We start from the raw sequence: 12,683 nt of genomic DNA, 5'->3' as shown, positions 1-12,683 counted from the left end.
GACTCGTTCCCGGGCGAGTCGTTCGACCCGCCAGCCTCGTTCCGGAGCATGCAGGGCACCCCTTCCGCGCATGGTGACCTGCGTCAAGCACCGCCGGGGCCGATTGCCGCAAGGCTGATTCAAATCACGACCCCGCCCGGCGGACGGTTGGAGAATGGCTCGCATTCTCCAGTTGCGAGCCACGCATGCGCGAGCCTCCCGCTTCCCCCGGCACGTTTCCACCCATCGCCGCGCTGCTCGCGGCCGCACCGCACCGGCCGCTGTTCCTCGCCGGTGCGCTGGCAGTACTGACCAGCATGGCCTGGTGGGCGCTGGAGCTGGCCTCGATGCGTTTTGGCTGGCATGGCTGGCCGCAGCCGCCGGTGCCGCCGGGCTGGGCGCACGCGATGCTGACCCAGTACGGCATGCTGCCGATGTTCATGTTCGGCTTCCTGCTGACCACCTTTCCCAAGTGGCTCGCCCGGCCGGCGATAGGGCCGCGGCGCTACGTGGCGGTGGCCGGCTCCGTGTTCGTCGGCTACCTGCTCTCGCACGTGGGGCTGCTGGACATGCCGTGGGTGCTGCGTGCCGGTACGGCCCTGATGCTGCTCGGCTACCTGGTCGGCGTCACCACGCTGGCCGGCGTGCTGCGTGCCTCGGAGCACCGCAACCAGCACGCCTGGTCGTGCCTGGCCGCGCTGTGCCTGGGAACCCTCGGGCTGGCGGCATTCCTCGCCTTCCTGTTCGGCGCACCGGCGCACTGCGCGCGCTTCGCGGTCAAACTGGGAACCTTCGGCCTGCTGGTGCCGGTGTACTTCACGGTGGCGCACCGCATGGTCGCCTTCTTCAGCGGCAACCTGGTGAAGGATTACGTGGTGCGCCGACCCGACTGGAGCCTGCCGGTGATCTGGCTCTTGCTGCTGGCGCACCTGGGGCTGGACCTGGCCCACGCGCAGTCCTGGCTGTGGGTGGTCGACGCGCCGCTGGCGCTGCTGTTCGGCTGGCATTCGATCGCCTGGCAGCCGTGGAAGGCGATGCGCCCGGGCCTGCTCGGGGTGCTGCACCTGGCCTTCGCCTGGCTGCCGATCGCGTTCGCGCTGTACGCGGTGCAGAGCCTGTGCCTGTTCGCCGGGCACGGCCCGATCCTCGGCCTGGCGCCGCTGCACGTGCTGACCATCGGCTACTTCGGCTCGATGCTGGTGGCCATGGTCACCCGCGTCACCCAGGGCCACTCCGGCCGCCCGTTGCAGATGGGCGCGGTGCCGTGGGTCTGCTTCGTGTTGCTGCAGGGTGTGGTGCTGCTGCGCGTGTGGGCGGAGCTGGCCCGCGACAGCTACCTGTGGCTGGTGGTGGCCGCCTGCGGCTGGCTGGTGGCCTTCCTGCCCTGGGTGCTGCGCTCGGCCTGGATCTATCTCACGCCGCGCGTGGACGGCAGGCCGGGCTAGCTCGACACCACGGCGACGTCTTCTTGTGGCAGGGTGACGCACCAGGCCGGTTCCGGTATCGGGCGTGACGCAGGTCAAGCGCGTCGATGGCCCGGAGCCTAGCCTGATCCCCGGGAACCACAGGAGCGATTCCTCATGTCACGAAGGCTGTCCCTCGTGCTCGCGGCCGCCAGCATGCTGGCCCTGGTCGCCTGTTCGGACAAACCCTCCACCGATGCCGCCGAACCGGCCTCGGCCAGGGTCGCTTCATCGTCGCTGGCGCCACCCGCGGACTTCGGTCCGCCGCAGGGCGAGCCGATCCACGCGGTGCTCACCAGCCCGCCGAACGTGCCGCCGCCGATCCACCGCAACCATCCGGCCAAGGTCATCGTGGAGCTGGAGGTGATCGAGAAGGAGATGCCGATCTCCGAAGGCGTCAGCTACACCTACTGGACCTTCGGCGGCACCGTGCCGGGCAGCTTCATCCGCGTGCGCCAGGGCGACACGGTGGAGTTCCACCTGAAGAACGCGCCCGACAGCAAGATGCCGCACAACATCGACCTGCACGGCGTCACCGGCCCGGGCGGCGGCGCGGCGTCGAGCTTCACCGCGCCGGGGCATGAGTCGCAGTTCACCTTCAAGGCGCTCAACGCCGGCATCTACGTCTACCACTGCGCCACCGCGCCGGTGGGCATGCACATCGCCAACGGCATGTACGGCCTGATCCTGGTCGAACCGCCGGAGGGCCTGCCCAAGGTCGATCACGAGTACTACGTGATGCAGGGCGACTTCTACACCACCGGCAAGTACCGCGAGAAGGGCCACCAGCCGTTCGACATGGACAAGGCCATCGACGAGAACCCGACCTACGTGCTGTTCAACGGCCATGAAGGCGCGCTCACCGGCGACAAGGCGCTGACCGCCAGGACCAACGAGTCGGTGCGCCTGTTCGTCGGCAATGGCGGGCCCAACCTGATCTCCAGCTTCCACGTGATCGGCGAGATCTTCGACCGCGTGCAGCAGGAAGGCGGCACCCATCCGCAGGAGAACGTGCAGACCACGCTGATTCCCGCCGGCGGCGCGGCGATCGTGGAGTTCCACACCGACGTGCCGGGCAGCTACGTGATGGTCGACCACTCGATCTTCCGCGCGTTCAACAAGGGCGCGATGGCGATCCTCAAGGTCGACGGTGCGGAGAACAAGTCGGTCTACTCCGGCAAGGAGGTCGACTCGGTGTACCTGGGCGACCGCGCCGAGCCGAACCTGCATGCGGTGACCACCGCGGCCAAGGCCAACGCCGCCGGCACGCTCAGCAAGGAAGACCAGATCGCCGCCGGCAAGCAGCTGTTCACCGGCACCTGCTCGGTCTGCCACCAGGCCAACGGCGAAGGCCTGCCCGGCGTGTTCCCGCCGCTGGCCAAGTCCGACTACCTGGCCAAGCAGGACAAGGACCACCTGATCTCGATCCCGCTGCACGGCCTGACCGGCAAGGTCACGGTCAACGGCAAGGACTACGACTCGGTGATGCCGCCGATGTCGCAGCTGACCGACGACGAGGTCGCCAACCTGCTCACCTACGTGCTCAACAGCTGGGGCAACCCGGGTGGGCAGGTGAGCAAGGAAGAGGTGGCCAAGGTACGCGCCCAGCCGGCCCCGGCGCCGGCCACGGAGCACTGACCGATGCGCCGGCGTCTCGCCCTGATGCTGCTCGGCCTCTTGCTGGGTGGCCCGACCCTGGCGGCGGACGGCGCGTCGTCGAAGTACCGGCCGCTGCCGGGCGGCCGCTTCGAAAGCGTGCTGCCGGCCGACGGCAAGACGGCGCCGGCCGTCCTCAAGCCTTTCCGCCTGCGCAGCGAACCGGTGACCAACGCCGAGTTCCTGGCCTTCGTGAAGAGTCATCCCCAGTGGCGCCGCGACCGGGTGCCGGGCGTGTTCGCCGATGGCCGCTACCTGTCGCAATGGGCCGCGCCCGACCAGCTCGGCCCCGCGGCCCTGCCGCGCCAGCCGGTGACACGGGTGAGCTGGTTCGCCGCGCAGGCGTACTGCGAGAGCGAGCAGGCCCGCCTGCCGACCTGGTACGAGTGGGAGTACGCGGCCGCCGCGGACGCCACCCGCGCCGACGCCCGCAGCGACCCGGCCTGGCGCGAGCGCGTGCTGTCCTGGTACGCGCGCCCCTCCAACGATGCGTTGCCGCCGGTCGGCGGCAAGCCCGATATCCACGGCGTGCGCGATCTCAACGGCCTGGTGTGGGAGTGGGTGGAGGACTTCAACGCCATGATGACCAGCGCCGACAGCCGCGAGCAGGACGGGGCCGACAAGCTCAAGTTCTGCGGCGCCGGCGCCATCAGCATGGAGCAGAAGGAAAACTACGCCACGCTGATGCGCGTGGCCATGCTCTCCTCGCTCAAGGCCACCGATACCACCGCCAACCTGGGCTTCCGCTGCGCCCGTCCGGAGTGAATCCGTGAAACGATTGTTGCCGCTCCTGTTCGTCCTGCTGTGTGCCGGTGTCGCGCACGCGGCCTCGCCGTTGCCCTCCGACTCGCTCTACCAACTGACCGTACCGCTCACCGACCAGGACGGCCATACCGCGTCGTTCGCCGCCCGCCGCGGCACGCCGCAGATCGTGAGCATGTTCTACACCTCGTGCACGATGGTCTGCCCAATGATCATCGACACGATGAAGGCGACCCGCCGCGCCGCCGGCGAACCGGCGAACCTGCACCTGCTCGCGGTGAGCTTCGACCCCGAACGCGACGATGTCGACGCGCTTCGCCGCTACGCCGCTGCGCACAAGCTCGACCTGCGCTGGTGGACGCTGGCGCGCACCGGGCCGCGGGACACCCGCGCGCTCGCCGCGCTGCTGGGCGTGCAGTACCGCAAGCTTCCCGACGGCGACTTCAACCATTCCAGCGCGCTGCTTCTGCTGGATGCGGACGGTCGCATCGTGGCGCGCACCAACATCATCGGACGCACCGACCCGGAGTTCGTCGCCGCCGTGCGCAAGGCAACGGCGAAGTAGCGCGAGGCCGCCCAGCGGGGCGCCGATCGCGGGGGGAGCCTGCCGCTGTCCGGGCGCCATGATGCAGGTCAGGGCCGCGCGGCCCGATGCGGCGCAAGCTGCGTGCTTCCCCGCACGAGGCACCGAGCATGGCCGCCTGGTATCCCTGGATCCTGCTGTTGCACCTGTCCTGCGCCATCGTCTTCGCAGGCGCGGCGGCGTTCGAGGTGCTGGTGCTGGAAGGCCTGCACAGGCGCTTCGACGCGGCGACCATGGCAACCATCGAGCAGGCGGTGATGGCGCGCGTGCGACGCTTCATGCCGTTCGTGGTGGTGCTGCTGTTTGTCAGCGGCGGCCTGCTGTTCGACCTGCGCTGCGCGGGCATCGCCTGCGTGGGCACGCGGTTCGGCACGTTCCTGCTGCTGAAGGTAACGCTTGCCTTCGCCGTGCTGGGCGTGTTCGTCAACGCGGTCTGGGCTGGTGCGCATGGGCGCATGAGCGTGTGCCGCTTCCGCCACACCCATCGGGTGGTGCTGGCGTTGATGGTCGGCATCGTGTTCCTGGCCAAGACCATGTTCTACTTGTAGGTCTCATCCCAAGGAGAAAGCGTCATGTCGCAGGTCAAGTTCAAGGGCGAGCCGGTCGAGGTCACGGGAACGTTCCCGGCCAAGGGGTCGCAGGCGCCCGCGTTCACGCTGGTCGGCAAGGGCCTGGCCGACGTGGCGCTTGCCAGCTACGCGGGCCAGCGCAAGGTGCTCAACATCTTCCCGAGCATCGACACGGGCGTGTGCGCCGCGTCGGTGCGCCGTTTCAACGAGCTCGCGGCGAAGCTCGACAACACCGTGGTGCTGTGCATTTCGGCCGATCTGCCGTTCGCGCAGGCGCGCTTCTGCGGCGCCGAGGGGCTGGAGCGGGTGGTGATGCTCTCGACCATGCGTGGCCGCGAGTTCCTGGCCGACTACGGCGTGGCGCTCGCCACCGGCCCGCTGGCTGGCGTGGCCGCGCGTGCGGTGGTGGTGCTGGATGCGGACAACCGCGTGCTGCACGCGCAACTGGTGGACGAGCTGACCGAGGAGCCCGGTTACGAGGCGGCGCTGGCCGCGCTGGGCTGAGCGCGGCTTTCCCGCAGGAGGGCCTTCGTGCGCGACCGTGCAAGGCGGTTGCGCACGGGGTGCGCTCCTGCAACGCCCCAGCGGCCGTGCGACATCGAACTCATCGCATCCCGATCGAACGTGGCGGGGACGGTGCGGGCGGTCAGCGCCTGACCGACACGAGCGGCACGCCGATGCCGCGGGCGTCCGGATTCAAGCCCAGGCCATATTTCAGGCTGCGGCCGATGCGTTTGGCAAACTCCACCATCTGCGCCGCGCCGGCCTCGTCCAGTTCCTCGGCGCAGGTGGCGCGCCACAGCGCCAGCCAGTGATCGAAATGTTCGGCGCGGATCGGCAGCGGGCGGTGCATCGCCATCGGGTTGCCGCGGTAGCTGGCCGCGCCCAGCGCCACCGAGCACCAGAACCGGGTGAGCAGGCGCTTGTGTTCGGGCCAGTCGTGCACGACGGCGTTGAACACCGGTCCGATCAGCGGGTCGGCGGCGACCTTGTCGTAGAAGCGATCGACCAGTCGGGCGATCGCGGGTTCGGTAAGCGTGGTGTCGCGCATGTCTCTTGCCGGTGGCCGCGCCGCGGTCGGCCCGCGGCGCGGATTCTTCATCTTACTTGGCGCGGCTGATCGTGCCCTTCATCAGCGCGGCGTGGCCGGGGAACGAGCAGAAGAACTCGTAGTCCTGGCCCGGCTTCAGCGCAGCGACCTTGAAGCTGGTCGAGTCGCTCTCGCCACCGCCGATGATCTTGGTGTGCGCGATGACGCGGCTGTCGCCCGGCTTGAGGTAGTTGTTGTCGATGCCCGCCTTGGCGCCATCGGCGATGATGCCCGGCTCGTCGGCGGTGCTGGACACCACGAAGTTGTGGCCCATCGCGGCCTTGGGCAGCTTGCCCACGTGCTTGAGCGTCACGGTGAACTGCTTGCAGGTGCTGGGCACCACGATCGACTTCTGGTTGAACTGCATGGCGTCGTTGGCCTCGACGGTGGTCGAGCAGCTGGACGCGGCCCAGGTCGGTGCGGCAACCAGGCCAAGCAGTGCGAAAGCGAACAGACGGCGTTTCACGGAGAGTCTCCTTTGGTATCGGGGGGGAAAGCGTCTTGGGGAACTGCAGCCTCGTCGGCGGCCGGTGCCGGGACGGGCTCGTCCTCCATCAGCGGCAGCACCGCCGGGCTATCCAGGTCGTCGAACTGTTGGTGGTTGGCGGCCCAGAAGAACAAGCCTACGGCGGCGAGCACGATCAGCGCCGTGACCGGGATCAGGACCAGCAGAATATTCATGCGCGCAGCGCCGGGTCGGTGGTGCCGCGTCCCACGCGCAGGCCGTTGAGCACGACGGCCAGCGAGCTGGCCGACATGCCGATCGCGGCCAGCCACGGCGGCACCAGCCCGGCGGCGGCGAAGGGCACCGCCAGCAGGTTGTAGGCCAGTGACCAGCGCCGACCCTGGGCTACCACGTGAGCGAGCTGGCGGGCGACGCGGCGGGCCTGCAGCAGGCCGTGCAGGCGTCCGCGCGCGAGCAGCAGGTCGGCGTGCGCCTGCGCCAGGTCGGTGCCCGAAGCGAGCACCGCCGAGACGTCCGCGCCGGCCAGTGCCGGGGCATCGTTGCTGCCGTCGCCGACGGCCAGCGTGACCTTGCCCTGCGTGCGGGCCAGCTGGAGCAGCGCGAGCTTGTCCGCGGGCGACTGGCGGGCGGCCCAGTGCCCGATGCCCAGCGCCCTGGCGACGGTCGCCACGCGGGCACGGGTATCGCCGCTGGCAAGCACGGTCACGACGCCGTCTTCGCGCAGCGCCTGCAGCGTGGCACTGGCATCGGCGCGCGGCGCCTCGCTGATGTGGAAGGCGGCCAGCGGTCCATGGATGTCGGCCAGAACCAGCGTGCCGTCGGCACCGTCCGGCACGGCGCGACCGCTGGGCGCCAGTGCGAAGTCGGGACGACCCAGGCGCAGCGCCCGGCCCTCCACCTCCGCGCCGATGCCGGCGGTGGCGGTAACCTTGAGGCCCTGCACCGGCGGCGTGTCGCCGGTCCACGCGGCGGCCAGTGCCGCGGCCAGCGGATGGGTGCTCTCGCGCCCCAGCGCGGCGGCCAGGCGCAGCGCCCGTGTCGGCGCCTGGCCCTCGCGCAGCGGCTCGATCGCGTCGGGTTCCAGCCACGGCGTGGTCAGCGTTCCGGTCTTGTCGAACAGGGCGTAGTCGACGCGGGCGAGCCGGTCGAGCGCGGCCGGTTCGGTCACCAGCACGCCGCGGCCGGCGAGTACCGCCAGCGCACGGGTGACTGCCGCCGGACGGGTCAGCGCGAACGCGCAGGGACAGGCGACCACCAGCACGGCGACGGCGGCGTCAAAGGCGCGCGCGCGGTCGAACCACAGCCAGGCCAGCGCGGTGAGCACGGTCAGCACCAGCACGCGCAGCACGAAGCGGGTGGCCTCGCGGTCGGCGGCGTCGTCGCCGGGACGGGCCAGGCGCGCGCGACCGGCCAGCCGGCCCAGGCGCGCGGCGGCAGTGTCCTCGCCACTGTGTTCCACGCGCAGTTCGGCCGGGCTGCCCAGCACCACGGAGCCGCTGACCAGCCGCTCGCCGCGCTGGCGACGGCGAGGGCGCGATTCGCCCGAGAGCAGCGCCTCGTCCACCTCGACCGCGTCGCTTTCCAGCACGCCGTCGGCCGGTACGGTGCCGCCTTCGGCGATGCGCACGCGGTCGCCGGGCACGAGCTCCAGCGCAGGCACGGTTTCCAGGCTGCCGTCGGCGCGCCGGCGCTCGGCCAGCAGCGGCGTGGCGTCCTGCGCGGCCTCGCCGAGCGCGCCGCTGGCGTGGCGCGCGCGCAACTCGACGTGGCGCGCGGCCAGCAGCAGGAACACGAACATGCTTACCGAGTCGAAGTAGACCTCGCCTTCGCCGCGCACCGTGCTCCACACGCTGGCGCCGAAGGTCAGCAACACTGCCAGCGACACGGTGAGGTTCACGCCCAGCCGGCGCGTGCGCACCTCGCGCCAGGCGCCGGCGAGGAACGGCTGCGCCGAATAGGCGACCACCGGCGCGGTGGTGAGCAGGCTCAACCAGCGGAACAGCCCGCGCGTGGTGAAGTCGACGAAGTCGACCACGCCGATGTACATGACGAAGGCGTAGGTCATCACCTGCATGGCGCACATGCCGGCGACCAGCAGGCGCTTGAGCGCGTCGGTGGCCTCTGTGCTGCGCGCGTCGTCGATGTGCTCGCGCCGCAGCGGCCGCGCGCTGCATTGCTCGGCGGCGAATGCATCCAGCAATTGCGGCAGGGCCAGGCGATCGGCGTTCCACACGATCCGCGCGCGCTGCGCGCGGGCATCGATCGCCACGCGCGTCACGCCGGGCAGGGCGTGCAGGCGTTCGTCCAGGCGCAGCAGCTGGCGCGGATCGGTGAGACCTTCCACGCGCAGCGCGATCTCGGCGCGGCCGTCGCGCCGCGGCCGGATCACCTGCGCGGCCAGGCGCGGATGCAGCCACGCCGCGTGCGCGCCGGCGGCGTTCATGGAACGCGCCCCGGCGCTCCCGCCGCGTCATGGGGCGGCAGGGGCTTCGCGCCCTCGCCACCGGCCGTTTCCTGTTTCCCGTTCCCGGCCCCGTGCATTGGCATGTCCAGCAACGTATGCGGACGCCCGGTCATCTCCAGTGGCTGGTCGGCATGCCGCACGCCGAGCACGATCATCCACACGCACCCGGCCAGCGACGCGGCGAGGATCGCCGCACCGAGCCACAGCACCGGTTGCCGGTACCAGGCGCCGGCCGAAGCCGGCGCCGCCTCAACGGGAAGCCTGTGCTGCTGCATCGCCCTGGTGCGCCAGGTGATAGACGTAGGCGGCAAGCACGCGGGTCTGGTCGTCGTCCAGGCGCTTGCTCCAGGCGGGCATGTGGCCCTGGCGGCCACCGCCGATGGTCCGCACGATGTCCTCGAACTTGCCGCCGTGCAGCCAGATGTGGTCGGTCAGGTTGGGCGCACCCAGCGCCGGGTTGCCCTTGCCCTGCGGGCCGTGGCAGGCGGCGCAGGTAGTGAACAGCGCCTGGCCGGCGGCCGCGCGGCCCTCGTCGTGCGGCGAGCCGGACAGGCTCAGCACGTAGTTGGCCAGGTTCTTGACGTTGTCCTCGCCCAGGCTCGACCACGGCGGCATCATGCCGGCGCGGCCATCGCGGATCGAGGTGAGGATGTCCTTGCCGCTGCCGCCATAGAGCCAGTCGTCGTCGATCAGGCTGGGGGCGCCGAGCTTGACGTTGCCGTAGCCGCCGCGGCCGTGGCAGGCGGCGCAGTTGTCCACGAACAGTCGCTCGCCCATCTGCTGCGCGGCCGGGTCCTCGGCCAGCTGCTCGACCGGGTACTTGCGGAAGCGCTCGATCAGGTCGGCCAGCCTGGCGTTGTTGGCGGCCTCGTCGCGGGCCAGTTCGCCGTGCGCAGTCCAGCCGAGCGTGCCCTTGTGATTGCCGAAGCCGGGGTAGAACACCAGGTAGAGGGCGCCGGCCACGAACATGGTCCCGGACAGCAACAGCCACCACAACGGCAGCTTGCGCACGCCCTCGCGGATCGTGCCATGCGCCCACACGTGGCCGCTGGTGTTGTCGGGCAGCGTCGGGATCTTGGCCCGCGGTGCCCACAGGAACAACAGGAACGTGATGCCGAAGTTCAGCACCACCAGGAACATCACCCACAACGACCAACCCGTGCTCACGGCTGCCCACCCTTGTCGTGCTTGTCTGCGCCCGTGCGCGGCCTGCCCGGCACGGGACCCTCCGGCTTGTCTTCCATGGGAAGTTCGCTCATCCGCTTGAAGGTCGAGCGGTGGCGCTTGCGCCAGGCCCAGATCCAGATGCCGATGAAAATCACCATCAGCACCACCGTGACCACGCCGGTCAGGTGGCCCCAGAACGGACTCATCATCGGGTGGTTCATGGCGTGCCTCCGTGGCCGGCCGGCACCGGGACGGTCGCCGCCGGCTCGTTGCGGATGCCCAGGCCCTGCAGGTAGGCGATCAGCGCATCCATCTCCGTCTTGCCGGCCACCGCCTCGGGGGCGCTGGCGATGTCGGCGTCGGTGTACGGATCGCCCAGCTTGCGCAGCGTGCGCATGCGCGCCTGGATGTCCTCGGCGCTGATCGTGTTGTGTTCGAGCCACGGGTAGGCCGGCATGTTCGACTGCGGCACCACCTGGCGCGGGTTCTCCAGGTGCATGCGCTGCCACTGGTCGGTGTACTTGCCGCCCACGCGCGCCAGGTCCGGACCGGTGCGCTTGGAACCCCACTGGAACGGCCGGTCGTAGACCGATTCCTCGGCCGTGGAGAAGTGGCCGTAGCGCTGGGTCTCGGCACGCAGCGCGCGGATCATCTGCGAGTGGCACAGGTAGCAGCCCTCGCGCACGTAGATGTCCTTGCCGGCCAGGCGCAGCGGATCGTAGGGCTTCACCCCCACCGGCGCCTTGACCGCGTGGGCCTCCATGAACAGCGGGGTGATCTCGGCCAGGCCGCCGATGGACACCATGATCGCCGTGAGGATGCCGAGCAGCGCGGCGTTCTTCTCGATGATTTCGAAATGCTTGTAAGCCATCTGGTTGTCTTCCTCAGCCCACACTCGGCAGCGGTTCGGGTACCTGGTGCGGATCGGGCTCGGGAATCGGTACCGGGATCGGCTTGATCAGCCGCGCGCGGGCGTCCGCGGCGGTGTGCCAAAGGTTCCAGGCCATCAGCACCATGCCCGCGAGGATCACCACGCCGGCGAACCAGCGCGTCCAGTACGCCGGCTGGATCGCCAGCAGGCTGTCGATGAACGGGTAGGTGAGCGAACCGTCGGGCAGCGTGGCACGCCACATCAGGCCCTCGGTGACGCCGGCGACCCACATCGAACCGACGTACAGCACCACGCCGAAGCAGTGCAGCCAGAAGTGCCACTCCATCGCCTTGTTCGAGTACATCTTCGGCTGGCCGAGCGCACGCGGCGCCATCGCATACAGCGAGCCGATGGTGATCATCGCGACCCAGCCCAGCGCGCCGTTGTGCACGTGCGCCACGGTCCAGTCGGTGTAGTGCGAGAGCTGGTTGACGGACTTGACCGCCATCATCGAGCCCTCGAAGGTGGAACCGGCATAGAACACCAGCGCCAGCACCATGAACTTGGCCGCGGGGTCGGTCTTGAGCCTGGGCCAGGAGCCGTTGAAGGTCATCAGGCCGTTGGCGGCCGAGCCCCAGCTGGGCATCAGCAGCACCAGCGAGAAGGCCATGCCGACCGACTGCACCCAGTCCGGCAGCGCGGTGTACATCAGGTGGTGCGAACCGGCCCACATGTACACCGAGATCAGCGCCCAGAAGTTCACGATCGAGAAGCGGTAGCTCCACAGCGGCTGCTGCGCCTGGCGCGGCACGAAGTAGTACATCATCCCGAGGAAGCCGGCGGTCAGGAAGAACGCCACCGCGTTGTGGCCGTACCACCACTGCACCATCGCATCGACCACGCCCGAGTAGATCGGGTAGGACTTCGACAGCGACACCGGCAGCACGAGGTTGTTGACGATGTGCAGCAGGCCCACCGCGATGATCCACGCGCCGTAGTACCAGTTGGCCACGTAGATGTGGCGGATGCGCCGGCGCGCCAGCGTGCCGAAAAACACCACACCCAGGCTCACCCACACCACCGCGATCAGGATGTCGATCCACCACTCGGGCTCGGCGTATTCCTTGCTCTGGGTCAGGCCCAGCGGCATCGTCACCATCGCCAGCAGGCAGGCCAGCTGCCAGCCCCAGAAGGTGAACCCGGCCAGCTTCGGATAGGCCAGCCGCGTGTGGCCGGTACGCTGGACCACGTAATAGCAGGTCCCCATCAGCGCCGAGCCGCCGAAGGCAAAGATCACGCCGAAGGTGTGGTCGGGGCGGATGTGGCTGAAGGTCAGCCAGGCGGTGTCGAAGTTGAACAGTGGCCACGCCAGCTGCGCGGCGGCGAGCACGCCGACGGACATGCCGACGATGCCCCACACGGCTGCGGCCAGCAGGAACTGGCGCACGACCCGGTCGCTGTAATACTCGGTGTTGGGCATGGAGGAATTCCAGGAGAAGTCTGTCTATTTTCCGTGGATGGCCGGCCGGTTCGCCTGACCTGTGTCAAAGCGCCGCGGCAAATGACCGCTCCGGTACCGTGGCCGGTTGTCGCACGCCGCCCTTGAGATCGAT

The 12,683-nt window shown here is 69.6% G+C and carries 15 protein-coding genes; 6 read left to right on the top strand and 9 right to left on the bottom strand.

What is annotated here, in order from left to right; all coding sequences use genetic code 11:
- The first annotated feature begins 185 nt into the window (after nt 1-185).
- From LQ771_RS12340 to tpx, 6 genes are all read left to right on the top strand, one after another.
- Nucleotides 186-1,424: an NnrS family protein gene (locus tag LQ771_RS12340; RefSeq protein ID WP_231349710.1), complete on the top strand. Its 1,239-nt coding sequence runs from the start codon at nt 186-188 to the stop codon at nt 1,422-1,424.
- A gap of 135 nt (nt 1,425-1,559) precedes the next feature.
- Nucleotides 1,560-3,080 (top strand): copper-containing nitrite reductase, encoded by a 1,521-nt coding sequence (nirK, locus tag LQ771_RS12335; RefSeq protein ID WP_231349709.1) that lies wholly within the window; start codon nt 1,560-1,562, stop codon nt 3,078-3,080.
- A 3-nt stretch (nt 3,081-3,083) separates the two neighbouring features.
- Nucleotides 3,084-3,863 (top strand): formylglycine-generating enzyme family protein, encoded by a 780-nt coding sequence (locus tag LQ771_RS12330; RefSeq protein ID WP_231349708.1) that lies wholly within the window; start codon nt 3,084-3,086, stop codon nt 3,861-3,863.
- A 4-nt stretch (nt 3,864-3,867) separates the two neighbouring features.
- Nucleotides 3,868-4,425: an SCO family protein gene (locus tag LQ771_RS12325; RefSeq protein ID WP_231349707.1), complete on the top strand. Its 558-nt coding sequence runs from the start codon at nt 3,868-3,870 to the stop codon at nt 4,423-4,425.
- Nucleotides 4,426-4,553: 128 nt separating this feature from the next.
- Entirely contained in the window at nt 4,554-4,991 is a 438-nt protein-coding gene (locus LQ771_RS12320; RefSeq protein WP_231349706.1) for a CopD family copper resistance protein, read from the top strand.
- A 24-nt stretch (nt 4,992-5,015) separates the two neighbouring features.
- On the top strand, nt 5,016-5,516 hold the full coding sequence (tpx, locus tag LQ771_RS12315) for a thiol peroxidase (RefSeq protein WP_231349705.1): 501 nt from the start codon (nt 5,016-5,018) through the stop codon (nt 5,514-5,516).
- Nucleotides 5,517-5,658: 142 nt separating this feature from the next.
- Here the strand turns inward: tpx and LQ771_RS12310 are convergent, their stop codons facing one another.
- Genes LQ771_RS12310 through ccoN form a run of 9 tightly spaced genes read right to left on the bottom strand, consistent with a single transcriptional unit; the run spans nt 5,659 to nt 12,550 of the window.
- Nucleotides 5,659-6,063, bottom strand: a complete 405-nt coding sequence (locus LQ771_RS12310) for a group III truncated hemoglobin (protein ID WP_231349704.1) — start codon at nt 6,061-6,063, stop codon at nt 5,659-5,661.
- Between the two features lie 52 nt (nt 6,064-6,115).
- Nucleotides 6,116-6,568: an azurin gene (azu, locus tag LQ771_RS12305; RefSeq protein ID WP_231349703.1), complete on the bottom strand. Its 453-nt coding sequence runs from the start codon at nt 6,566-6,568 to the stop codon at nt 6,116-6,118.
- Nucleotides 6,565-6,783, bottom strand: a complete 219-nt coding sequence (ccoS, locus tag LQ771_RS12300; RefSeq protein WP_231349702.1) for a cbb3-type cytochrome oxidase assembly protein CcoS — start codon at nt 6,781-6,783, stop codon at nt 6,565-6,567. Before ccoS ends, azu begins: the two co-directional genes overlap by 4 nt.
- Nucleotides 6,780-9,011, bottom strand: a complete 2,232-nt coding sequence (locus tag LQ771_RS12295) for a heavy metal translocating P-type ATPase (protein ID WP_231349701.1) — start codon at nt 9,009-9,011, stop codon at nt 6,780-6,782. The genes ccoS and LQ771_RS12295 overlap by 4 nt, the downstream gene beginning before the upstream one ends.
- Entirely contained in the window at nt 9,008-9,307 is a 300-nt protein-coding gene (locus LQ771_RS12290; RefSeq protein WP_231349700.1) for a hypothetical protein, read from the bottom strand. The genes LQ771_RS12295 and LQ771_RS12290 overlap by 4 nt, the downstream gene beginning before the upstream one ends.
- Nucleotides 9,282-10,199, bottom strand: a complete 918-nt coding sequence (gene ccoP / locus LQ771_RS12285; RefSeq protein ID WP_231349699.1) for a cytochrome-c oxidase, cbb3-type subunit III — start codon at nt 10,197-10,199, stop codon at nt 9,282-9,284. Before ccoP ends, LQ771_RS12290 begins: the two co-directional genes overlap by 26 nt.
- Nucleotides 10,196-10,420: a cbb3-type cytochrome oxidase subunit 3 gene (locus tag LQ771_RS12280; protein WP_231349698.1), complete on the bottom strand. Its 225-nt coding sequence runs from the start codon at nt 10,418-10,420 to the stop codon at nt 10,196-10,198. The genes ccoP and LQ771_RS12280 overlap by 4 nt, the downstream gene beginning before the upstream one ends.
- Entirely contained in the window at nt 10,417-11,070 is a 654-nt protein-coding gene (gene ccoO, locus LQ771_RS12275; RefSeq protein ID WP_231349697.1) for a cytochrome-c oxidase, cbb3-type subunit II, read from the bottom strand. Before ccoO ends, LQ771_RS12280 begins: the two co-directional genes overlap by 4 nt.
- Nucleotides 11,071-11,083: 13 nt before the next feature.
- The gene (gene ccoN, locus LQ771_RS12270; protein WP_231349696.1) at nt 11,084-12,550 is read right to left on the bottom strand and encodes a cytochrome-c oxidase, cbb3-type subunit I; all 1,467 of its coding nucleotides are present in this window, start codon (nt 12,548-12,550) and stop codon (nt 11,084-11,086) included.
- Nucleotides 12,551-12,683: the final 133 nt, after the last annotated feature.

Origin of the sequence: Frateuria soli (assembly GCF_021117385.1) — a bacterium.
Lineage (GTDB): Bacteria > Pseudomonadota > Gammaproteobacteria > Xanthomonadales > Rhodanobacteraceae > Frateuria_A > Frateuria_A soli.
Note: the sequence above shows the minus strand (reverse complement) of the source record. Positions and strands in the feature narration are given on the sequence as shown.

Excerpts from the sequence above, each read along its gene's own strand:
- LQ771_RS12340 (WP_231349710.1), top strand. The coding sequence starts at position 186 with ATGCGCGAGCCTCCCGCTTCCCCCGGCACGTTTCCACCCATCGCCGCG.
- nirK (WP_231349709.1), top strand. The coding sequence starts at position 1,560 with ATGTCACGAAGGCTGTCCCTCGTGCTCGCGGCCGCCAGCATGCTGGCC.
- LQ771_RS12330 (WP_231349708.1), top strand. The coding sequence starts at position 3,084 with ATGCGCCGGCGTCTCGCCCTGATGCTGCTCGGCCTCTTGCTGGGTGGC.
- LQ771_RS12320 (WP_231349706.1), top strand. The coding sequence starts at position 4,554 with ATGGCCGCCTGGTATCCCTGGATCCTGCTGTTGCACCTGTCCTGCGCC.
- tpx (WP_231349705.1), top strand. The coding sequence starts at position 5,016 with ATGTCGCAGGTCAAGTTCAAGGGCGAGCCGGTCGAGGTCACGGGAACG.
- LQ771_RS12310 (WP_231349704.1), bottom strand. The coding sequence starts at position 6,063 with ATGCGCGACACCACGCTTACCGAACCCGCGATCGCCCGACTGGTCGAT.
- ccoS (WP_231349702.1), bottom strand. The coding sequence starts at position 6,783 with ATGAATATTCTGCTGGTCCTGATCCCGGTCACGGCGCTGATCGTGCTC.
- LQ771_RS12295 (WP_231349701.1), bottom strand. The coding sequence starts at position 9,011 with ATGAACGCCGCCGGCGCGCACGCGGCGTGGCTGCATCCGCGCCTGGCC.
- LQ771_RS12290 (WP_231349700.1), bottom strand. The coding sequence starts at position 9,307 with ATGCAGCAGCACAGGCTTCCCGTTGAGGCGGCGCCGGCTTCGGCCGGC.
- LQ771_RS12280 (WP_231349698.1), bottom strand. The coding sequence starts at position 10,420 with ATGAACCACCCGATGATGAGTCCGTTCTGGGGCCACCTGACCGGCGTG.
- ccoO (WP_231349697.1), bottom strand. The coding sequence starts at position 11,070 with ATGGCTTACAAGCATTTCGAAATCATCGAGAAGAACGCCGCGCTGCTC.
- ccoN (WP_231349696.1), bottom strand. The coding sequence starts at position 12,550 with ATGCCCAACACCGAGTATTACAGCGACCGGGTCGTGCGCCAGTTCCTG.